The organism is Acidovorax sp. Root568, assembly GCF_001427445.1.
Lineage (GTDB): Bacteria > Pseudomonadota > Gammaproteobacteria > Burkholderiales > Burkholderiaceae_C > Acidovorax > Acidovorax delafieldii.
In genome coordinates this window covers 47,850-68,580 of the sequence record NZ_LMGP01000004.1, presented here as the reverse complement: position 1 = coordinate 68,580, position 20,731 = coordinate 47,850, and the positions used below count along the sequence as shown (strand labels likewise).

The 20,731-nt window shown below is 65.9% G+C and carries 16 protein-coding genes; 4 read left to right on the top strand and 12 right to left on the bottom strand.

What is annotated here, in order from left to right:
* Positions 1-6: 6 nt before the first annotated feature.
* The 4 genes from ASD75_RS05255 to ASD75_RS05240 form a co-directional block, all read right to left on the bottom strand.
* Positions 7-459: an RbsD/FucU family protein gene (locus tag ASD75_RS05255; RefSeq protein WP_056743823.1), complete on the bottom strand. Its 453-nt coding sequence runs from the start codon at positions 457-459 to the stop codon at positions 7-9.
* Between the two features lie 9 nt (positions 460-468).
* The gene (locus ASD75_RS05250) at positions 469-1,275 is read right to left on the bottom strand and encodes an ATP-binding cassette domain-containing protein (protein ID WP_056743821.1); all 807 of its coding nucleotides are present in this window, start codon (positions 1,273-1,275) and stop codon (positions 469-471) included.
* A 2-nt stretch (positions 1,276-1,277) separates the two neighbouring features.
* Positions 1,278-2,237 carry an ABC transporter permease gene (locus ASD75_RS05245; RefSeq protein ID WP_015015732.1) on the bottom strand — a complete coding sequence of 320 codons (960 nt, stop codon included), beginning with the start codon at positions 2,235-2,237 and terminating at the stop codon, positions 1,278-1,280.
* A gap of 81 nt (positions 2,238-2,318) precedes the next feature.
* On the bottom strand, positions 2,319-3,332 hold the full coding sequence (locus ASD75_RS05240; RefSeq protein ID WP_015015733.1) for a sugar ABC transporter substrate-binding protein: 1,014 nt from the start codon (positions 3,330-3,332) through the stop codon (positions 2,319-2,321).
* Between the two features lie 136 nt (positions 3,333-3,468).
* On the opposite strand from ASD75_RS05240, the gene ASD75_RS05235 reads away from it, so the two are divergent.
* The gene (locus tag ASD75_RS05235) at positions 3,469-4,527 is read left to right on the top strand and encodes a PfkB family carbohydrate kinase (protein WP_056743819.1); all 1,059 of its coding nucleotides are present in this window, start codon (positions 3,469-3,471) and stop codon (positions 4,525-4,527) included.
* A gap of 3 nt (positions 4,528-4,530) precedes the next feature.
* Here ASD75_RS05235 and ASD75_RS05230 read toward each other — a convergent pair whose 3' ends face one another.
* The 3 genes from ASD75_RS05230 to ASD75_RS05220 all read right to left on the bottom strand — a co-directional run bounded on the left by ASD75_RS05230 (position 4,531) and on the right by ASD75_RS05220 (position 7,650).
* The gene (locus ASD75_RS05230; RefSeq protein WP_056743817.1) at positions 4,531-6,042 is read right to left on the bottom strand and encodes an NYN domain-containing protein; all 1,512 of its coding nucleotides are present in this window, start codon (positions 6,040-6,042) and stop codon (positions 4,531-4,533) included.
* Between the two features lie 72 nt (positions 6,043-6,114).
* Positions 6,115-7,077 (bottom strand): tripartite tricarboxylate transporter substrate binding protein, encoded by a 963-nt coding sequence (locus tag ASD75_RS05225; protein WP_056743815.1) that lies wholly within the window; start codon positions 7,075-7,077, stop codon positions 6,115-6,117.
* A 141-nt stretch (positions 7,078-7,218) separates the two neighbouring features.
* Complete coding sequence (locus ASD75_RS05220) at positions 7,219-7,650, bottom strand: Lrp/AsnC family transcriptional regulator (protein WP_056057905.1); 432 nt, start codon at positions 7,648-7,650, stop codon at positions 7,219-7,221.
* Positions 7,651-7,778: 128 nt separating this feature from the next.
* Between ASD75_RS05220 and ctlX the strand changes: the two genes are divergently transcribed.
* The gene (gene ctlX / locus ASD75_RS05215; RefSeq protein WP_056743813.1) at positions 7,779-8,771 is read left to right on the top strand and encodes a citrulline utilization hydrolase CtlX; all 993 of its coding nucleotides are present in this window, start codon (positions 7,779-7,781) and stop codon (positions 8,769-8,771) included.
* A gap of 12 nt (positions 8,772-8,783) precedes the next feature.
* Here ctlX and ASD75_RS05210 read toward each other — a convergent pair whose 3' ends face one another.
* The 3 genes from ASD75_RS05210 to uvrA form a co-directional block, all read right to left on the bottom strand.
* Positions 8,784-9,143, bottom strand: coding sequence for a hypothetical protein (locus ASD75_RS05210; protein WP_056743811.1), 360 nt, complete (start codon positions 9,141-9,143; stop codon positions 8,784-8,786).
* Positions 9,144-9,418: 275 nt separating this feature from the next.
* The gene (locus ASD75_RS05205; RefSeq protein WP_056057896.1) at positions 9,419-9,925 is read right to left on the bottom strand and encodes a hypothetical protein; all 507 of its coding nucleotides are present in this window, start codon (positions 9,923-9,925) and stop codon (positions 9,419-9,421) included.
* 182 nt (positions 9,926-10,107) lie between these two features.
* Complete coding sequence (gene uvrA / locus ASD75_RS05200) at positions 10,108-15,981, bottom strand: excinuclease ABC subunit UvrA (RefSeq protein ID WP_056743809.1); 5,874 nt, start codon at positions 15,979-15,981, stop codon at positions 10,108-10,110.
* Positions 15,982-16,190: 209 nt separating this feature from the next.
* On the opposite strand from uvrA, the gene ASD75_RS05195 reads away from it, so the two are divergent.
* Positions 16,191-17,309 (top strand): ABC transporter substrate-binding protein, encoded by a 1,119-nt coding sequence (locus ASD75_RS05195; RefSeq protein WP_056743807.1) that lies wholly within the window; start codon positions 16,191-16,193, stop codon positions 17,307-17,309.
* An 81-nt stretch (positions 17,310-17,390) separates the two neighbouring features.
* Positions 17,391-18,509 (top strand): ABC transporter substrate-binding protein, encoded by a 1,119-nt coding sequence (locus ASD75_RS05190; RefSeq protein WP_056743805.1) that lies wholly within the window; start codon positions 17,391-17,393, stop codon positions 18,507-18,509.
* 90 nt (positions 18,510-18,599) lie between these two features.
* Here ASD75_RS05190 and ASD75_RS05185 read toward each other — a convergent pair whose 3' ends face one another.
* Together ASD75_RS05185 and ASD75_RS05180 are read right to left on the bottom strand one after the other, a co-directional pair.
* Positions 18,600-18,809, bottom strand: a complete 210-nt coding sequence (locus ASD75_RS05185; protein WP_056057887.1) for a hypothetical protein — start codon at positions 18,807-18,809, stop codon at positions 18,600-18,602.
* 148 nt (positions 18,810-18,957) lie between these two features.
* Positions 18,958-20,619: an MFS transporter gene (locus ASD75_RS05180; protein WP_056057882.1), complete on the bottom strand. Its 1,662-nt coding sequence runs from the start codon at positions 20,617-20,619 to the stop codon at positions 18,958-18,960.
* Positions 20,620-20,731: the final 112 nt, after the last annotated feature.

The window sequence follows — 20,731 nt, the reverse complement described above, 5'->3', positions numbered from 1 at the left end:
AAACGATCAGGCGTTCAGAGTGTCGCCGATGACGCCCTTGCGCAGCAGGAAGTTGCCCCAGGGCTGCAGCTCGCCCGTCACCACGATGGCATAGGCCTTTTTGACGCGCTCGTAGAACGCGAAACGCTCCACGCCTTCTGCCTGCGCGCTGGCCACGCCCTCGCGTGCCAGCACGTCCATGGTTTCGCGCTGCAGGGCCGAGCGGTACGGCGGCTCGGTGCCGCCCACCTGCATGTAGGCCACGGGGTGCGGCACGTCTTGCGCCAATGGCAGCACGCTGGCCACCGCTTGCACGGCGCGCGCCATGCCGATGCCGGGCAGGCGCAGCACGGGCTTGCCCGCGCCCAGGCTCATGGCGGTGAAATTGGCATCGGCCAAAACAATGGCGTCGTCATGGCCCATCTCGGCCAGCACCTTGAGCAGGTCGGGGGTCAGCAGGGGATCAATGTTTTTCAGCATGGGGGCGTTTCAGGCAAGGCATTCGGCAGGCAGGTCGGTGGCCGCCATGGCGCCCGTCATCACGGCCACCGTATCGCTCATGCTGATCTTCTTCGGGTTGACGACGGCGGCGCGCTTGCCCAGGCGGGCGATGTGGATGCGGTCGGCAATCTCGAACACATGGGGCATGTTGTGGCTGATGAGAATGACGGGCAGACCTTTGTCGCGCACGCGGCGGATCAGCTCCAGCACCATGTTGCCTTCCTTCACGCCCAATGCGGCGGTGGGCTCGTCCATGATGACGACATGGCGCGCAAACGCTGCTGCGCGCGCCACGGCCACGCACTGGCGCTGGCCGCCAGAGAGGGTCTCCACCGCCTGCGTCATGGAGCGGATGCCGACCTTCAGCTCGGCCATGCGGGCCACGCTTTCTTCGAGCATCTTTTTCTTGTCGAGCATGCGCAGCGCGCTGCCCAGCAGTCCGGGGCGGCGCAGTTCGCGGCCGAGGAACAGGTTTTCGGCAATGGTCATGGCCGGGGCCACGGCCAGGTCCTGGTACACGGTTTCGATGCCCGCGCGGCGTGCGTCGATGGGGCTTTTGAACTGGATGCGCTGGCCGTCGAGCAGGATCTCGCCTTCGTCGGGCACGGTGGCGCCCGACAGCGCCTTGATGAGACTCGACTTGCCCGCGCCGTTGTCGCCGATCACGGCCAGGATTTCACCGGCGCGCAGTTCAAAGTCGGCGCAATCCAGCGCGGTGACCTGCCCATAGCGCTTGACCAGGCCCTTGGCCTGCATGACCAGCGGGGCGTTCGTTGTGTGTGGGGAGGTGGTCATGATCAACGCACTCCTTTGCGCGAGAGTTGGTCAGTGGCCACGGCCAGGATCACGAGGATGCCGGTGACCAAGATTTGGTAGACCGACGACACGCCCATCAGCGTGAGCCCGTTGCGGAACACGCCCACAATCAGCGCCCCCACCAGCGTGCCCAGGATGACGCCGCGCCCGCCAAACAGGCTGGTGCCGCCCAGCACCACGGCGCTGATGGCGTCGAGATTTTCGGTCTGGCCCGCGTTGGGGTCGCCCGCGCCGGTGCGAGCCACCGACAGCACCGACGCGATGCCGTAGAACAGGCCGGCCAGCACATACACGCCCAGCAGCACCTTGTCGGTGGCAATACCGGTAAGGCGCGTGGCTTCGGGGCTGTTGCCCACGGCGTACACATGGCGTCCGGGCGCGGTCTCGCGCAGCGCAAACCAGGTGACGAGGTACAGGGCCAGCATGAGCACAGCCCCCCACACGATGGCGGTCTGCCCCAGCTGGAAGGTGTTGCCCAGCGCGGTCATGCCAGCGGGGATGTCGGTGATGGTCTGCGCGCCTGAATACAGCTGCGTGGCGGCAAACGCGATGTTGAGCGTGCCCAGCGTGACGATGAAGGGCGGCAGCTTGATCTTCGTGACCAGGAGGCCGTTGATCAGGCCGAACAGCATGGTCACGGCCATGCCGCAGGCAATCGCCACGGGTGCCGAAAGGCCATAGTCCGCCGCCATCTTGGTCATCACGATGCCGCCCAGCGCCATCACCATGCCACACGACAAATCGATGCCCGCGGTGAGGATCACGAGCGTCTGGCCAATGGCGATGACCGCCACCACCATGACCTGCTGCAGGATCAGCGCGAAGTTCTGCGCCGACAGAAAACGCTCGCTCTGCGTGGCAAAAAAGGCGCACGCCAGGATCAGCGCGATGAACGGCCCCAGCGTGGCCAGCGGCGGTAGTTTGGAAGCGGTCGAGGACATGGCGGCTCCGTGCGGGTGGACAAAGGTGGCGCTCAGGCAGGCACGTTGCAGCTTGCCTGGCGCCTATTCAGCAGAGGCGGCTTACTTGGCGCCCCAGCACAGGTCGGTGCCGGTCTTCACATCCTTGCTATCCACGCCCGCCATGGGCTTGGCAGCGATCAGCGTCACGCCGGTGTCGGTGTAGCCGCTGACCTTCTTGCCGGTCTTGGCGTATTCCACGCCTGCCGCCACGCCCATCGCGGCCATGCGCAGCGGGTACTGCTGGCTGGTGGCGGCGATCACACCCTTGCCCACGTCGGCGATGCCCGCGCAGCCACCGTCCACCGAGACGATGAGCACGTTCTTCTCCTTGCCTGCGGCCTTGAGCGCGTTGTAGGCACCGGCAGCGGCGGGCTCGTTGATGGTGTAGACGATGTTGATGTCGGGGTTCTTCTGCAGGCAGTTTTCCATGCCGGTCTGGCCCTTGGCGCGGTCGCCAAAGCTGTCGGCCATGCAGACCACTTCGGCGGGGCGCGACAGCTCATTGCTCTTGGCGTCATTCGCCTGCAGGCCAAAGCCTTTCAGAAAGCCGTTGTGCCGCTGCGCGCCCACCGGGTGGCCGGGGAACAGGTCCAGCGTGGCAATCACGGGCTTCTTGCCCGCAGCGGCGGCCTTCGCGTACTGGCCGATCAGCTCGCCCGCCTTGTAGTTGTCGGTGGCAAACAGCGCGTCGGTCGCATCCATGGGCTCGGTGGGACTGTCGAGCGCAATCACCATCACGCCGCGCGCCTGCGCCTTCTTGATCGCGGGCACGATGGCCTTGGCGTCGCTGGGGGTGATGAGGATGGTCTTGGCACCGGCGGCGATCAGGTTCTCCATGGCCGTGACCTGACCCGCGTTGTCGCCATCGGTCTTGCCTGCGGCCGACACCAGCTTGGCGCCCAGCTTCTTGGCCTCGGCCGTAGCGCCCTCTTTCATCTTCACGAAGAAGGGGTTGGTCTCGGTCTTGGTGATGAGGCCGATCACGGGTTCGGATGCTTGTGCCTGGGCCAGGCCACAGGCCAGGGCGCCGGTGAGGGCAAGGGCAGAAAGCGCGAAGGCGGGGGTGCGTTGCATGGCGTTGTCTCCGGGTTGTGGGATGGCAGATTCCTGTCGGCCCCGTGCTGCGCGGCTGGCAGGTGAACCACTCTTGTCGGGTGGATGGGATCGAACTATAGTGGCCGACAAGTTAATAAATCAAGTGGATTTACTTATGGTTTTCCCTATCCAGTCCGCCGACTCCAGCCCCGCCCACACCGCACCGCCGCTGCGGGTGGCCACGGCGGGCGAGGCCTTGTTTGACCTGATCGAAGAGCCCGATGGCCGCCTCAAGCCCTGCGCGGGCGGCGCGGTGTACAACCTCACGCGCGCGCTGGGTTTGCAAGGGGTGGGCACGCTGTACCTCAACCCGCTGTCGGGCGACATGCTGGGGCGACAACTGGCACGCGGCCTGCACGATGCGGGCGTGGCCCTGGCCTCCCCCACGCCGGTGCGTGCGCCCAGCGCGCTGGCGCTGGCCGCACTGGATGCCGAGGGCAAGGCCAGCTACAGCTTCTACCGCGACGGCGTGGCCGACCGCCAGGTGACGGCCGCCGCGCTGACGGCTGCTTGCGCCGCATTGCCAGAGCTGCAAGTAGTGGCCACGGGCTGCCTGGCGCTGGTGGCACAGGACGCTGCCGTTTACCAGCCCTGGCTGGCAGCGCAGCGCGCAGCAGGCCGCATGGTGGTGGTGGATGCCAACCTGCGCCTGTCGGCCGTGGACGATGCGGAGGCCTACCGCGCCAATGTGATGGCCGCCCTGCAGCACGCCCACCTCATCAAGGTGAGCGACGATGACCTGGAGGCGCTGGCTGTTCCGGGCGCCAACGCATTGGAACGCGCCCACTATTTGCAGCAGCAAACACAGGCCCAATGGCTCGCCCTGACCCTGGGGCCGGAAGGTGCCTGGCTGCTGCAGCGCGACGGCTTGGCCGTGCATGCGCGCGAGGAGGCTCCGATCACGGTGGTGGACACGGTGGGCGCGGGCGACTGTTTTCTGGCGGGTTTGATCACCGCCTGGCTGGCAGGGCCTGAGCGGGGCGAAGAAGCCCTGACCTTGCGCCCGGGTGGCCTGACGGCGCCCGTTGCGGAGGCCCGGCTGCGCGCCGTGCTGCACCATGCGCTGGCCAGCGCCAGCCACTGTGTGGAGCGGGCGGGCTGCACGCCGCCCCGCTACGAAGAAGTGCAAGAGCGGCTGGCGTTGCGGCGCTCAGCGACCGCAGCGGGCCAGTAACACTTACTCGGCGGGTTTGGCGGCCGGCTTGCGGGCCCGGCTGCGTGGACGGGGAGCGGCCGCCTTGGTGGGAGCCGCGTCTTGTGCCTCAGCGGCTGGTGCCTCGGCCTCAGAAGCCGATGCCTCGGCAGCTGTAGCACCGCCCGCATCCGCCACGGCACGCGCGCCACGCGCTCGGGGCGCAGCAGCAGCCTTGGGGGCGCTGGCAGCTGGCTTGGCACCGCCTCCACTGCGGGCGCGGCTGCGGCGAGGGGCTGCAGGCTCGGCACCATCGCTCTCAGCAGGTATCTGCTCTGCCGGGGCCTCGGAGCCATCCAACGCTTCGGCGCGCGCATCCTGCCCAGGGCTGCTGTCGATCACCCGCTCCAATGGCCCGGCCTCGTGGGCCACCGGTTGGCTGAAATAGCGGCTGGCCGGGCGCTCTGACGGCACATGCGCCTGCTCGGACGCCTGTGGCTCCTGGTTCGAGTCATGGCGCGGCTCGCTGCGCTGCGTGGAGCGTGTGTCCGTGCGGTCTGCGCCCTCACCACGACGCCCCCGGCTGCGGCCCGGCGCGCCCTGCCCTTCGCCACTGTCAGAACGCAAATCGGGTGCCGTCGCCACCGCATGAAAGTCGTGCCGCGTGGCGCCGCCCTGGCTGGCTCGCTCACCGGCGCCTTCAGGCCGCGCGGCGGCGGCCGTCGGCCCACCGTGGCTGCGGTACACATACGCACCCGATTTTTCATCGCGCCCAAACTCCAGCAGCCCACGCGCCTGCGCTTCCTCCAGCAGATTGCCAAAGGTGCGGAAGCCATACCGGCCTTCGCTGAAGTCGGGCTTGCGACGCTTGATGGCCTCCTTGAGCACCGAGGCCCAGATCTTGCCGGTGTCGCCGCGCTCGGACAGCAGGGCTTCAAACGTTTCGGCCGCCAGCTCCACGCCCTGTGTGCGGCGCGCGTCCTGGCTCTCCTTGCGGCTGCGCTCCTCCTCAGGGCTGCGGCGGGGCGCAGGTGGCGGGTTGCTGCCAGGGCTCTGGCGGCGGGCCTGGGCGCGCTGGTTTTCGCGCACCAGATCGTCGTAGAAGATGAATTCGTCGCAGTTGGCAATCAGCAGATCGGACGTGGACTGCTTGACGCCCACACCGATCACCTGCTTGTTGTTCTCGCGCAGCTTGGACACCAGCGGCGAGAAGTCCGAGTCGCCGCTGATGATGACGAAGGTGTTGACGTGCGACTTGGTGTAGCAGAGGTCCAGCGCGTCCACCACCAGGCGGATGTCGGCCGAGTTTTTGCCCGACTGGCGCACATGGGGGATTTCGATCAGCTCGAAGTTCGCCTCATGCATGGTGGCCTTGAAGCCCTTGTAGCGCTCCCAGTCGCAATAGGCCTTCTTGACCACGATGGAGCCCTTGAGCAGCAGGCGCTCCAGGATGGGCTTGATGTCGAACTTTTCGTACTGCGCATCGCGCACGCCCAGAGCGACGTTTTCAAAGTCGCAGAACAGGGCCATGCTGATGCTGTCGGAGGGGGATGCCATATCGTGTGTGAGTTCCGTTCAATGCTGCGGATCATCACACGGAACGCATTGCCCCCTCCAAAGGGCGTGGCCTCAGGTGGGTTTGGCCAAGCCCAGTTTCTCGACCAGCGCCTTCTCGCGGGTGAATGTGTCCTGCGCGAACTTCTTGTACGCCGCCGTGCTCATGTACATCGGCACCATGTCGTAGCGGGCCAGTGCGGTCTTGTAGCTCTCCTGCTCCATGGCCTGCTTGAAGGCATCGTGCAGGCGCTTGACCACCGCATCGGGTGTGCCCTTGGGCGCACCGATTCCAAAGGGCGAGTTCTGCACCAGGTTCAGGCCCAGCTCCTTGAGCGTTGGCGCATCGGGGAACTTGGCCAGGCGCTCGGCGCCCCAGGTGTTGAGCACGCGCAGCTTGCCAGCCTCGACCTGCGGTGCAAAACCGGTGGAGTCGGCCGCCGCCATGATCTGCCCGCCCAGGATGGACTGCATGAGGTCGGCACTCCCCTTGTAGGGCACGTGCAGCAGCTCCAGGCCCAGCTGCTGCGCGATCAGCTCCATGGTCAGGTGCGGGCTGGTCATGGTGCCGGTGGAGCCGTAGCTCAGCTTGCCGGGGTTGGCCTTGGCCCAGGCCACGAAGTGCGTCCAGGTCTTGAGCGGGGAGTCGGCAGGCACCACCAGGCCAAACGCGTAGCCGGTGACGTTGAGCACGTAGCTGATGTCCTTGACCGGGTCCCAGTTGATCTTGGTGGTGTAGGGCAGGCGGAACACGCCCAGCGGAATCTGCGCCACCGTGTAGCCATCGGCCGGAGAAGTTTGCAGCTGCTGCGCGGGCAAGGTGCCGCCGGCACCGGGCTTGTTCTCCACGATCACGGGCTGGCCCAGGATCTTGCTGGCGTTGTCGGCCAGCGACCGCATGGTGATGTCGGTGGGGCCACCGGCCGGGAAGGCGATGACCAGCTTGATGGGCTTGTTGGGAAAGCTCTGGGCCTGCGCCAGGAATGCGGGGGCAGCGAGGCTGGCGGCTCCCCATTGGATGATCTGGCGACGTTGCATGGCGAGGCTCCTGAAAATGCAAAAACAAAGACTTCGCCATTGGACTGCAGGCCGCGCTTCGAGGGCATGCGGAAACCCCCTAGCCGCTGTCGCCCAGGCGCCAGCGCGCAGCCCTTGCGCTGGTGCACCGCCAGGGCCGCATCACGCCTTGTAGGTGGACAACAAGATGCTGGTTTCGGTGTTGCCAATGCCGGGCGTGAGGCGAATGCGGCCCAGGGCCGCGTCAAACGCCTCCAGGCTCTCGGCACGCACCTCGGCCACGATGTCCCAGCGGCCATTGGTGGTGTGCAGCGTCCCCACCGTGGGCTCGCCGCGCAGCGCGCGGATGACGGCGGGGGCGGCATTGCCTTCGACCGCAATGCTCATCCACGCCCGGATGCGCTGCGGCTCGGAATCAGGGCGCAGGCGCACGGTGTAGCCGGTGATGACGCCGCTCTCTTCCATCTTGTGCAGGCGGTTCTGCACTGTGCCGCGTGATACGCGCAGCTTTTGCGCCAACGTGGCCACAGGGGTGCGCGCGTCGGCGCGCAAGATGCTGATGATTTCGCGGTCGGTGTCGTCGAGCTTGGTCATAGTGGGCTTCAAAACTGGCAGAACGGCAATTTATCAGCCATTTTGATCAACTCTGAGGCTAGAGGATAGCGGGGGCTGCCAAGAAAATTCTGGGACTTCTTCGCTCTTCTTTCACACCCAGCCCCGCCATGCACGCCTCAGTCCAAGCCCCCAGCGCCGTTGTGATGGTGCGCCCGCACCGCTTTCGCCCCAACCCCGAAACCGCCGCCGACAACGCCTTTCAGGTGCGCACCGCGCAGCTGGCGGCCCCAGACACCTCGCGTCGCGCGTTTGCCGAGGTCACTGCTGCTGCAGAGCGCCTGGAGGGCGCAGGGGTGCGCGTGCACCTGTTCGACGACCCCGGCGAGCACGACACGCCCGACGCAGTGTTCCCCAACAACTGGTTCTCCACCCACGCGGGCGGCCATGTGGCGATCTACCCCATGTACGCCAGGAGCCGGCGGCGAGAGCGGCGCAGCGATGTCATCGAGTTGCTCAAGGCCGAGTACCGCGTGCAGGACGTGATCGACTACTCGGGACTGGAGGCCGATGGCATGTTTCTGGAGGGCACCGGTGCGATGGTCCTGGACCACATCGGCCGCATTGCCTACACCGCGCAATCGAACCGCGCCGACCCCGTGGCTCTGGAGCGCTTTTGCACACACTTCAACTACGAGCCCATGGTCTTTGCCACGGCAGACGAGGAGGGCCAGCCCTGCTACCACACCAACGTGATGCTCTGCATTGGCACCGCGTTTGCGCTGGGTGGCTTTCACATGATCACCGACCCTGCGCGCCGTGCAGCCGTGTGCGAGCGCCTGCGCGAGACGGGCCGCGAGGTCATCGCCCTGAGCCCCCACCAGATCAGGGAATTTGCCGGCAACGCGCTGGAGCTCTCGGGCGCCCAGGGCCGGGTGCTGGCGCTGTCGGCGCGCGCCGCTGCCAGCCTCACACCGGCGCAGCGTGCCACCATCGAGCAAAGCGCCCGCCTGTTGCCGTTGGACGTGCCAACCATCGAACTGGCGGGTGGATCGGTGCGCTGCATGCTGGCGGGGGTGCACCTGGCTCGGCGCAGTGCGGGGGCTGAAATTTCAGTCCAATTCACTGCTTGCGCTAGTCGAATATGCCCGAATAGCTATTGAATTTATAGCAAACTACTTCAGCTGGTTGCCTGATGGCGGACCCTGCACGTCCAGCCGCGCATCACAACCCACACCCGATGCGATCCAGCGCCGCGCCAGCGCCGACATGGCGCGCACTGCCCAGGGGTGGGTGAGCCCCGTCACCCCGGCCGGATCGGCCACCATGCCGCACCAGTAGCGCTGGTCCACATCGCTCCAGCGCAGGGCTACGCAGGCGCCACGGCGGCGGCGCGAGACCAGTACACCCAGCGGACATGGTTCCGCCAGGCAACACAGACCACAGCCATTGCAGGGCGCTCCCTCGGCCGGCTTGGCAGGTGCTTCGGGGTGCAGCCACACCACGGTGGTTGGTTGAGGGGGTGGTACGGGCATGGACGATGGGTAGCGTGCAGCGCGGCCACAGCGCCGCAAGCACACCGATGCATTGTGCCGCCAGCAAAGCGCTGCGCGCACCGGGATCGCAGGTGCACAGGTTCGCCCAGCCCTGTGCCGCAACCCGAGGGAGAGCGGTGTGCACCCGCCCCACGCACGCCCCATAAAAAAAGCCCCTGCCGCTATCGCAGCTGGGGCTGAACCGGCCGAAGGGACCGGGGAGGGAGACAAGCAATCAGATCTTGAACCGGGTCTCCGAGGCGCAAAACGCGGACTCAACAGCCCGAAGGACGGTTGGGGCGCATGGGCACGATGCCGCTGACGCGCAGCGTGGCGCCAGATCCATCCGACGCCGTCAGCGTCTTGCCGCTGAAGCGCACCTGGTCGCTTTCGCGGACCACGGCAGTGTCGGTGGGTTCGCCGCTGCCGTATTCCTTGCCATCGAACGTCAGGAACACCTGGTGCAGGCTGGTGGCGTCGGGGCGGTAACGGATATCGCCAAAGGCCGTGGCCGATGAGCCCACCTTGTTGGCGCCATCAAACCGGAAGGTGCACAGCTCCGGCACCGAACCGACAGGGTTCTTCTTGTCGACATCGGTGAGGTTGAGAGCGCCATTGCCATACACGCCATTCAGGCCGTCGATGGTGGCGTTGCTGACTGTCAGCACACCGGGCTCGTTGCTGGGAGATGGGTCGTCGTTATTGCCACCGCCGCAGGCCACCAGCAACACGGAGGTGGCCGCCAGAGCGGTACAGGTCTTGAGGAATTTGAATGCGTTCATGGTGATGGGCGTCCTTGAAATGTGGATGGAAGGTGGGGAGCCGATCCCCTGCAATCCATCGTAGGAAGCCCATCCCATGCAGCGCGTGCGCCATGTTCTGCGCAGTGCGTAGGACAGAGGCCGACAGGGCTGTGCGCCAACCACCAGGCTGGCCCAGCCTCCTGCCGTCAGCCCTGCACGCCTCAGCGGGCCAGCACGGGCGCGAGGGCCTTGCCGGTGTGGGTCCCCGCCGCCACCACGTCTTCGGGCGTGGCCGCCGCCACGATGCGACCGCCTGCGCCACCGCCCTCGGGCCCCAGGTCCAGAATCCAGTCGGCTTCGGCGATCACGTCGAGGTCGTGTTCGATCACGATCACGCTGTGGCCGCCGTCCACCAGGCGGTGCAGCACGCGGATGAGCTTGTCCACGTCGGCCATGTGCAGGCCCACGGTGGGCTCGTCCAGCACATACAGCGTGTGCGGCGCCTTCTGGCCCCGTCGGCCCACCTCGTCGCGCACCTTGGTGAGTTCGGTCACCAGCTTGATGCGCTGCGCCTCGCCACCGCTGAGCGTAGGTGACGGCTGGCCCAGCGTGAGGTAGCCCAGGCCCACGTCCTGCAAGAGCTGCAGCGGATGCGCAATGCTGGGCATGCTGGCAAAGAAGCCCACCGCCTCGTCCACCTCCATCTGCAGCACATCGCCAATGCTCTTGCCGCGCCAGGTGACGGCCAGCGTTTCGGGGTTGAAGCGCGCGCCGTGGCAGGTCTCGCAGGGCACCTTCACATCGGGCAAGAAGCTCATCTCGATGGTGCGCACGCCCGCGCCTTCGCAGCTGGGGCAGCGGCCTTCGCCGGTGTTGAAGCTGAAGCGCCCGGCTGCATAGCCGCGTGCCTTGGCCTCCAGCGTTTCGGCAAACAGCTTGCGGATGGTGTCCCAGAAGCCGATGTAGGTGGCGGGGCACGAACGCGGCGTCTTGCCGATGGGTGTCTGGTCCACTTCGAGCACGCGGTCGATGCTCTCAAAGCCCGACAGGCCCGTGCAACCGACCAGTGGCGGCGCCTTGCCTGCATCCATGGCATCGCGCCCGGCCTTGGTACTGCGCTGCTGCACCCAGGCCTGCACGTTGGCCAGCAGCACATCGCGCGCCAGGGTGGACTTGCCCGAACCACTCACGCCCGTCACCGCCACCAGGCGGTGCAGCGGCACAGTGGCTGTGACGTTCTGCAGGTTGTGCAACTGCGCGCCATGCACCGTGAGCCAGCGCATGGCGGCACGTTCCTTGGCCTCGGTCAGCGCGTCTGCAGCCAGCGATGCAGCCTGGGCTGCGCGCTTCTTGACGGCGGCGCTTTGGCGGCCCGTGGGCGCTGCCGCCTCGGCCTGTGCAAAGGCGGCTGTGGCCTCAGCGCTCACCTCGGTGGCCGACATGCTGCGGCGCAGTTGCAGCGGGTGCTTCATGGCATGCAGCAGGTAGCGGCCGGTTTGTGAATCCTCCGCGCCCGTGATGTCGGCCACGCTGCCCTGCGCCACCAGGCGCCCGCCGCGTTTGCCCGCGCTGGGGCCGATGTCGATGATGTGGTCGGCACGGCGGATGGTGTCTTCGTCGTGCTCCACCACCACCAGCGTGTTGCCCTTGTCGCCCAGCTTGTGCAGGGCGTTGAGCAAAATCTGGTTGTCGCGCGCATGCAGGCCGATGGTGGGCTCGTCGAGCACGTAGCACACGCCCTGCAGGTTGCTGCCCAGCTGCGCGGCCAGGCGGATGCGCTGGGCCTCGCCACCGCTCAGGGTGGGCGCGCCCCGGTCCAGCGTGAGGTAGCCCAGGCCCACTTCTTCCAGAAATTCGAGGCGGCTCTGGATCTCGGGCACCAGGTCGCGGGCAATGTCGGCCTCGCGCTGGGTCATGCCGCCTTCAATGCGCAGGGTCTCGATCCAGCGGCGCACATCGGTCACCGACAGCGCGGCGATGTCAGTGATGCCTACACCGGCAAATCGGACCGCTCTTGCTGTGGCATTCAGCCGCGTGCCGCTGCAGCTCGGGCAGGCCATGTCGGCCAGGTCTTCCACCTCGGGCTCGGCAAAGGTCTGCTCGCGGCCTTTTTCCTTGTCGTCCTGCACCGAGTCGTCAAACACCTTGCGCTGGTCTTTGGTGAGCTTGACGCCGGTGCCCACGCAGTCGGGGCACCAGCCATGCTTACTGTTGTAGCTGAAGAGGCGCGGGTCCAGCTCGGCATAACTGGTGGCACACACGGGGCAGGCGCGCTTGGTGGAGAACGCCTGCAGCGTGCCGATACCGGCCGTGGGCTGGCCGCCCTCCATGGCTTCGCGCAGGCCTGTGATGCCCGAGAGAACATGCACCACGCCCTTGCCGTGCGTGAGCGCATCGGCCAGCGCGGTGCGCAAAGCCGCTTCGTTCTCGGGCGACACATCGAGGCTGGCCACGGGCAGCTCGATGGTGTGTTCCTTGAAGCGGTCGATGCGCGGGAAATTGGTGGTGGGCAAGAAGTTGCTATCCACCCGCAGGTGCGTGTAGCCGCGCGGGCGGGCCCAGTCGGCCAGCTCGGTGTAGACGCCCTTGCGGTTCATCACCAGTGGCGCGAGCAGGCCGATGTGCTGGCCGCGGAACTGCGTGAGCAGCTGCGCGGCGATGCTCTCGGGCGTCTGCGGCTGCACGGCGGCGCCGTCCTTCACGCAGTGCTGCGTGCCGAGCTTGACGTACAGCAGACGCAGGAAGTGCCACACCTCGGTTGTGGTGCCCACGGTGGACTTGCGCCCGCCGCGCGACAGGCGCTGCTCAATGGCGACGGTAGGCGGAATGCCGTACACCGCATCCACCTCGGGCCGGCCTGCAGGCTGCACGATGGAGCGCGCATAGGCATTGAGGGATTCGAGGTAGCGGCGCTGGCCTTCGTTGAACAGGATGTCGAACGCCAGCGTGGACTTGCCCGAGCCGCTCACGCCCGTCACCACATTGAACTTGCCACGCGAGATGTCTACGCTCAGGTTCTTGAGGTTGTGTTCCTTCGCATTGACGATTTCTATGGCGTTTTTTGCCGCAGGCGCTAGATCCATATGCGCAAGGCGCTCTGATTTTCGTAGCGCAGCAGCCTTTTCGTGCACCGAGTGGCCGCCCACGCCCAGCGCCAGTTCGTAGTCGCGCAGTGCCTGCCCGGTGTGGGATGTAGCGTGGGCTCGCACGTCCTCGGGCGTACCCTCGGCCACGATGAGACCACCTGCGTAGCCGCCTTCCGGCCCCAGGTCGATCAGCCAGTCGCTCGCGCGGATCACGTCCAGGTTGTGCTCGATGACGATGAGCGAGTGCCCCGCGTCAATGAGCTTGCGCAGTGCGCGCATCAGCTTGGCGATGTCGTCAAAGTGCAGGCCGGTGGTGGGTTCGTCGAACAGGAACAGGGTGCCCTTGCGCGCCACCGTCTGGCGCGATTTGCTTTGTACGCGTGCAGCCTCGGCCAGAAAGCCTGCGAGCTTGAGGCGCTGCGCCTCGCCGCCCGACAGGGTGGGCACGGGCTGGCCCAGCGCCACGTATTCGAGCCCCACGTCCACGATGGGCTGCAGCGCGCGGATCACGTCGCGGTCGTTCGCAAAGACGGCCGCAGCTTCGGCCACGGTCAGCGCCAGTACATCCGCCACATTCAGCGATTTGCCGCCGCGCTCAATGGTGATCTCCAGAATCTCGGGCCGGTAGCGCTTGCCGTCGCAGTCAGGGCAGCGCAGGTACACGTCGCTCAGAAACTGCATCTCCACATGCTCAAAGCCCGAGCCGCCGCAGGTGGGGCAACGCCCGTCGCCGCTGTTGAAGCTGAACTTGGCGGCGGTGTAACTGCGCTGCTTGGACAGCGGCGCCACGGCGAAGAGTTCGCGGATGCTGTCCCACGCGCCCACGTAGCTCACGGGGTTGGAACGTGCGGTCTTGCCGATGGGCGACTGGTCCACGAACACCACGTCCGACAGGTGGTCGGCGCCCAGCATGCGGTCGTGCGCACCCGGTGCATCCGTGGCCTTGCCGAAGTGGCGCAACAGCGCGGGGGCCAATACATCCTGGATCAGGCTGGACTTGCCCGAGCCGCTCACGCCCGTCACGGTGACCAGGCGCTGCAGCGGAAATTCGACTGTCACATCCTGCAGGTTGTGCTCGCGCGCGCCTTCCAGGATGAGGCGCGGGGTCGATTCCGTCACCATGCGCTTGAAGCCAAAGCCCACATGCTTGCGCCCGCCCAGGTAGGCGCCGGTGAGGGTGTCCGCCTTGCGCAGGTCGGCGGTGGTGCCGTCGAACACGATCTGCCCACCCAGGCGACCGGGCCCAGGGCCCATGTCGATCATGCGGTCGGCCGCGAGCATCACGGCGGGGTCGTGCTCCACCACCACCAGGGTGTTGCCCGCGTCGCGCAAGCGCAGCATGGCCTCGGTGATGCGGTGCATGTCCCGCGGGTGCAGGCCGATACTGGGTTCGTCCAGCACAAACAGCGTGTTGACCAGGCTGGTGCCCAGGGCCGTGGTCAGGTTGATGCGCTGCACCTCGCCGCCGCTGAGCGTGCGGCTTTGCCGGTCGAGCGTGAGGTAGCCAATGCCCACATCGCACAGGTACTTGAGGCGCGTGGTGATTTCTTCGTGCAGCAGCTTCAGCGCCTGGGCATCGCCGCCCTTGGCATCGTCGCCCACCGGCAATTGCATGCGCGCAAAGAACTGGCGCAGACGGTCGATGGGCAGCAGCATCAGGTCGTGCAGGCACAGGCCGGGCAGCGCCTCGAGTTGCTCGCGCGACCACTGCACACCCTCGGGCATGAAGCGTTTGCCCGGCTCCAGCACCGCATCGGCATCTTCCTTGCGGCCGATGCGCCACAGCAGGCTTTCGGTCTTGAGGCGTGCACCCGCGCAGGTGGGGCATGGCGTGTAGCTGCGGTACTTGGACAAGAGCACGCGGATGTGCATCTTGTAGGCCTTGCTCTCCAGGTATTCAAAAAAGCGCTTGATGCCGTACCACTGCTTGCTCCACTGGCCGTCCTTGTAGCCGGGCGCGCCGCCGATGACCCATTTCTTTTGGTCGTCCGTGAGCTTGTTCCAGGGCGTGTCGCGCGGGATGCCTGCCGCCTCGGCGTGGCGCATGAGGTCGTCCTGCGCTTCCTTCCATGCAGGCGTCTGGATGGTCTTGATGGCACCGGCGCGCAGGGTGAGCTTGTCGTTGGGGATGACCAGGCCGTAGTCCACGCCGATCACGCGGCCAAAGCCCCGGCAGCTGTCGCACGCGCCCACGGCGGAGTTGAACGAGAAGGCCGAGGGGATGGGGTCGCTGTAGCGCAGGTCGCTGTCAGGGCAGTGCAGGCCGGTGGAGAAGCGCCAGAGTTCGGCGTCACCTTCGTCAACGAGACGATAGACATTCAGCCGCCCCGTGCCGCGCTTGAGCGCGACCTCGATGGCTTCGATCACGCGCGCCTTCTCGGCGTTGCCCAGTCGGAAGCGGTCGGCCACCACATCCAGGACCTTGCGCGGGCCGGTGGGCGTGGCCACTTCGCGCTCGGCCTGCACCTTGGTGAAGCCACTGGCAGACAGCCATTGCTCGACCTGCTCTGCGCTGGTGTTGGCAGGCAGCTCGACCGGGAAGGTCAGAACGATGCGCGGGTCACCGGCCGCAGCGCAGCGCGCGGCCAGCTCGGCATAGATGGTTTCGGGCGAGTCGTGCCGCACCGGCTGCGCCGTCTGCTTGTCGAACAACTGGCCGGCGCGCGCGAACAACAGCTTCAGGTGGTCGTTCAGCTCCGTCATCGTGCCCACGGTGGATCGGCTGGAGCGGACCGGGTTGGTCTGGTCGATGGCAATGGCCGGGGGCACACCCTCGACCTTGTCCACGGCGGGCTTGTCCATGCGGTCGAGGAACTGGCGCGCATAGGCACTGAAAGTTTCCACATACCGGCGCTGGCCCTCGGCATAGAGCGTGTCGAACACTAGGCTGGACTTGCCCGAGCCACTGGGGCCCGTGACCACCGTGAGTTCTCCGGTGCGGATGTCCAGATCCAGGTTCTTGAGGTTGTGCTGGCGTGCGCCGCGGATACGGATCAGTCCCTGAGTCATGGAAGCGGTCTTTCGGGTGTGAGGCGGGACATTCTAGGGACGCACCCGGCGTTTGCGCCTGCGCGCGCCGATTACCCCCGAGGCGCGCTGCGGTGCTTTGACCGTGGACAAAGCACAATCAATGGAGCAGCGGCGGGCGAAAAGCGGGTGTTCCGGCCCGAAACATCGGTTTAGACTGCGGCCTCCACACAAAACAAGAGGAGACCGCCATGACAAAACAATGGCAACTGCGAGCGGCTGGCCTGGTCCTGGCACTTGCGGCCAGTACAGCCAGCCATGCCCAGATCCTGATCGGCCAGACCGCAGGTTTCAGCGGCCAGGTGGCAGCGGGCGTGAAAGAGACCACCGATGGCGCGCTGCTGTTCATCGACGCCATCAACGCCAAGGGCGGTGTCAATGGCCAGAAGATCGAGCTGATCTCCCTGGACGACAAGTTCGACCCCAAGCTGGCGGCGGAAAACGCCCGCACGCTGATTGAGGACAAGAACGTGTCGGCCCTGTTCCTCAACCGGGGCACACCCCACACCGAGGCCATCCTGCCACTGCTGGATAAACACGGCGTGGTGCTGGTGGCACCGTCTACCGGTGCCATGGTGCTGCACCAGCCGGTGCGCAAATACATCTTCAATGTGCGCGCCACATACCAGCGCGAGGCCGAAAAGGCAATCACCCACCTGGCCTCCATGGGCATCACCCGCGTGGCGCTGGTGTACGCGGACGACAGCTTTGGCGCCGACGGCATCCAGGGCGCGCAAAAGGGGCTGGCGGCCGCCAAACTGACGGCGGTGGTATCTGAAAAATTCGACCGCGCCAAGCCCGACTTCGCCCCCATTGCCGCCAAGGTGGCCAAGGCCGATGCGCAGGCGGTGCTGATGGTGGCCTCGGGCTCTGCGGTGGTGGATGCCACCACCGCGCTGCGCACTGCGGGCTCGGCCGCGCAGATCGTGACGCTGTCCAACAATGCCTCCAGCGGCTTCATCAAAAGCCTGGGGGCCAACGCGCGGGGCGTGATCGTGACCCAGGTGTTCCCCAACGAACGGGCCGTGACCTACCCGATGGTGAAGGAAGCCCAGGAACTGGCCAAGACCAAGGGGCTCACCGAAATCAGCCCCGCCATGCTGGAAGGCTTTGCCGCCGCCAAGGTGCTGGTGGAAGGCCTCAAGCGCGCGGGCCCCAAACCCACCCGCGAGAAGATCCAGGTCGCGCTGGAGAGCATCAAGAAGCTGGACCTGGGCGGTCTGGAGGTGAACTTCAGCCCCGAGGACCACACCGGGCTGGACTTTGCCGACCTGGCCATCATCGGCACGGACGGGCGCTTCCGCCGCTGAACGCCCGCCTACGCGTTTTTACAGTTGTCCCGCGCGGGGGCGTCCCTACACTCGGGCGCTCCACACGCAGGAGACAACCCCATGAAGAAAACTGGCCTGGCCGGCGCGCTCTGCGCTCTGGCTGCTGCCCTGGGTATCGGTTCGGCCCATGCACAGATCCTCATTGGCCAGACGGTGGGCATCACCGGCTCGGCCGCCGCCACGGTGGCCGAATCCATGCAGGGCGCAGCCCTCTACATCGACCACGTCAATGCCAAGGGTGGCGTGGGCGGGCAGAAGGTGGAGGTGCTGTCGCTGGACGACAAGTTCGACCCCAAGCTGACCCTGGACAACACCCGCACCCTGATTGAACAAAAGGGCGTGATCGGCCTGTTCATGACCCGTGGCACGCCCCACACCCAGGGCATCATCCCGGTGCTGGAGCAGCATGGCGTGCCGCTGGTGGGTCCGTCCACCGGGGCGATTGCGCTGCACCAGCCGGTGAGCAAATACGTGTTCAACGTGCGGGCGCCCTACCAGCGCGAGGTGACCAAGGCCATTTCGCACCTGCACACGCTCGGCATCCAGCGCATTGGCGTGGTGCATGTGGACGACACGTTTGGCGCCGACGGGCTGGCTGGTGCACAGGCCGGATTCAAGGCCAACAACATCGAGGCGCTGTTCATCGAAAAGTTTGACCGTGCCAAGCCCGACTACAGCGCCATCGCCCCGCGCGTGGCCGGCAAGCAGCCCCAGGCCGTGATCTTCATCGGCACTGGCGCTGCGGTGGTCGACGGCATCAAGGCCTTGCGCGCCGCGGGCGTTGCCGGACAGATCGTCACCCTGTCCAACAACGCGTCGGGCGGGTTTGTGAAGGCCCTGGGCGACCAGGCCCGGGGCGTGGTGGTGACGCAGGTGTTCCCGTCCGAACGCTCGCTCAACTACCCGGTGATCAAGGAAGCCATCGATCTGGCCAAGGCCAAGAACATCGGCGACCTGACGCCCGCCATGCTGGAGGGCTTTGTGAGCGCCAAGGTGCTGGTGGAAGGCCTCAAGCGCGCGGGTGCCAAGCCCGACCGCGCCAAGCTGCATGCGGGGCTGGAGAGCATCCACAAGTGGGACCTGGGTGGGCTGGAGCTGAGCTACAGCCCCACCGACCACAGCGGGCTGGACTTCTCCGACCTGTCCATCATTGGCACGGACGGCCGCTTCAAGCGCTGATGCGGCGCAAGCGCCCGCGCGTTACGACACGATAAAAAAAGGCCCTGCCAGCGATTGCTGGCAGGGCCTTTGTCATGCCGGGCAATGTGCTTATTGCGCGCTGGCAGCCGATGCAGGGGCTGCAGCGGGTGCCGGCGCGGCAGCGGCTGCGGGTGCAGCTGCGCTGGCGGGTGCCTCGGGGGCGTGCACCGCATCGGCACCGTGCTTTTCTCCGCCCATGTCGGCCTTGTCGCCCGCCGTGATGATCACGTACATCGACAAAGCGGCAAACAAGACGAAGCCAACAACAATCTTCCACATATCAATATCTCCTGGGATGGGTTTGTTCAATCAAGGGGCCTGGCTGACGCGCAGGGTTGTGGGTTGTACTGGTGCGCGACACAAGCCCCTTGATGGAACACAGGGCCCGACCCTTGCGGGGCGGGCCCTGTACACCGGTCAGTAACGATCAGTCGTTGGCGTAGATGTCCACGTCCTTGGTTTCCTTGATGAACAGGCCACCGATCACCACCGTGGCGCCGGCGATGATGATGGGGTACCACAGGCCGTTGTACATGTTGCCGGTCTGGGCCACGATGGCAAACGCCGTGGTGGGCAGCAGGCCGCCGAACCAGCCGTTACCGATGTGGTACGGCAGGGACATGGACGTGTAGCGGATGCGGGTGGGGAACATTTCCACCAGCATGGCGGCGATGGGGCCGTACACCATGGTCACCAGCAGCACCAGGTAGGTCAGGATGATGGTGACCATCACCTTGTCGATGCGTGCAGGGTCTGCCTTGGTGGGGTAGCCAGCGGCCTTCAGGTCGTCGGCCACGAGCTTCTTGAACTCGGCGTCCTTCTTCTTGGCTTCATCAGCGCTCAGGCCCTTGCTGGTGTACGAGGGGATTGCGGTTTCGCCAATCTTGATGCTCGCCACCGTACCGGCGGGAGCCACAGCGTTTTCATAGCTCACCGAAGCGCCAGCCAGCACCTGCTTGGCGATGTCGCACGAGCTGGTGAACTTGGTGGTGCCGGTGGGGTTGAACTGGAACGAGCACTCGGCAGGGTCAGCGGTGATCACCACCTTGTTCTTGGCCTGGGCTTCAGCCAGGGCAGGATTGGCCGCCTTGGTCAGTGCACCGAACACAGGGAAGTACGTCAGCGCGGCCAGCAGGCAGCCTGCCAGGATGATGGGCTTGCGGCCAATCTTGTCCGACAGCGAACCGAACACGATGAAGAACGGCGTACCAATCAGCAGCGACACGGCCACGAAGATATTGGCGGTGGCGCCATCGACCTTCAGCGCTTGCGTCAGGAAGAACAGCGCATAGAACTGGCCCGAATACCACACCACGGCCTGGCCGGCGGTCAGGCCCACCAGTGCCAGGATCACGATCTTCAGGTTCTTCCACTGGCCGAAGGATTCGGTCAACGGTGCCTTGGAGGTCTTGCCCTCGGCCTTCATCTTCTGGAAGGCAGGCGATTCGTTCATCGACAGGCGGATCCAGACCGAAATGGCCAGCAGCAGGATCGACACGATGAACGGAACACGCCAGCCCCAATCACCAAAGGCTTCTTCGCCCAGCACGGTGCGGGTGCCCAGGATCACCATCAGCGACAGGAACAGGCCCAGCGTGGCGGTGGTCTGGATCCAGGCGGTGTAGGCGCCGCGCTTGCCGTGCGGTGCGTGCTCGGCCACATACGTGGCAGCACCGCCGTATTCACCGCCCAGTGCCAGGCCTTGCAGCAGGCGCAGGGCAATCAGGATGACGGGAGCGGCCACACCGATGGACGCGTAAGTCGGCAAGATGCCCACGATGAAGGTGGACAGGCCCATGATAAGGATGGTGACCAGGAACGTGTACTTGCGGCCGATCATGTCGCCCAGGCGGCCGAAGAAGATGGCGCCGAAGGGACGAACAATAAAGCCCGCCGCAAACGCCAGCAGCGCGAAGATGAACGCCGAACCGGCATCCAGACCGCTGAAGAACTGCTTGGCGATGATGGCTGCGAGCGAGCCGTACAGGTAAAAGTCGTACCACTCGAAAACGGTGCCGAGCGACGAGGCGAAGATGACCTTCCTCTCTTCGGGCGACATCGGCCGCGGTGCGGGATGAACAGTTGCCATGGTGTGTGTCTCCTATTGGTGTTACAGACCGCACTGCGGCGGGCTGCACGCATTCTTGGAGATGGCACTGACCACCCTCTGACGCGAAACCAACAAGAGCTTTCATCAAACT

Bases quoted from the DNA above. Each gene is read 5' to 3' on its own strand.
- uvrA (WP_056743809.1), bottom strand. From the start codon at position 15,981: ATGACTCAGGGACTGATCCGTATCCGCGGCGCACGCCAGCACAACCTC.
- ASD75_RS05210 (WP_056743811.1), bottom strand. From the start codon at position 9,143: ATGCCCGTACCACCCCCTCAACCAACCACCGTGGTGTGGCTGCACCCC.
- ASD75_RS05190 (WP_056743805.1), top strand. From the start codon at position 17,391: ATGAAGAAAACTGGCCTGGCCGGCGCGCTCTGCGCTCTGGCTGCTGCC.
- ctlX (WP_056743813.1), top strand. From the start codon at position 7,779: ATGCACGCCTCAGTCCAAGCCCCCAGCGCCGTTGTGATGGTGCGCCCG.
- ASD75_RS05230 (WP_056743817.1), bottom strand. From the start codon at position 6,042: ATGGCATCCCCCTCCGACAGCATCAGCATGGCCCTGTTCTGCGACTTT.
- ASD75_RS05250 (WP_056743821.1), bottom strand. From the start codon at position 1,275: ATGACCACCTCCCCACACACAACGAACGCCCCGCTGGTCATGCAGGCC.
- ASD75_RS05220 (WP_056057905.1), bottom strand. From the start codon at position 7,650: ATGACCAAGCTCGACGACACCGACCGCGAAATCATCAGCATCTTGCGC.
- ASD75_RS05255 (WP_056743823.1), bottom strand. From the start codon at position 459: ATGCTGAAAAACATTGATCCCCTGCTGACCCCCGACCTGCTCAAGGTG.
- ASD75_RS05225 (WP_056743815.1), bottom strand. From the start codon at position 7,077: ATGCAACGTCGCCAGATCATCCAATGGGGAGCCGCCAGCCTCGCTGCC.
- ASD75_RS05185 (WP_056057887.1), bottom strand. From the start codon at position 18,809: ATGTGGAAGATTGTTGTTGGCTTCGTCTTGTTTGCCGCTTTGTCGATG.
- ASD75_RS05235 (WP_056743819.1), top strand. From the start codon at position 3,469: ATGGTTTTCCCTATCCAGTCCGCCGACTCCAGCCCCGCCCACACCGCA.
- ASD75_RS05205 (WP_056057896.1), bottom strand. From the start codon at position 9,925: ATGAACGCATTCAAATTCCTCAAGACCTGTACCGCTCTGGCGGCCACC.
- ASD75_RS05240 (WP_015015733.1), bottom strand. From the start codon at position 3,332: ATGCAACGCACCCCCGCCTTCGCGCTTTCTGCCCTTGCCCTCACCGGC.
- ASD75_RS05245 (WP_015015732.1), bottom strand. From the start codon at position 2,237: ATGTCCTCGACCGCTTCCAAACTACCGCCGCTGGCCACGCTGGGGCCG.
- ASD75_RS05180 (WP_056057882.1), bottom strand. From the start codon at position 20,619: ATGGCAACTGTTCATCCCGCACCGCGGCCGATGTCGCCCGAAGAGAGG.
- ASD75_RS05195 (WP_056743807.1), top strand. From the start codon at position 16,191: ATGACAAAACAATGGCAACTGCGAGCGGCTGGCCTGGTCCTGGCACTT.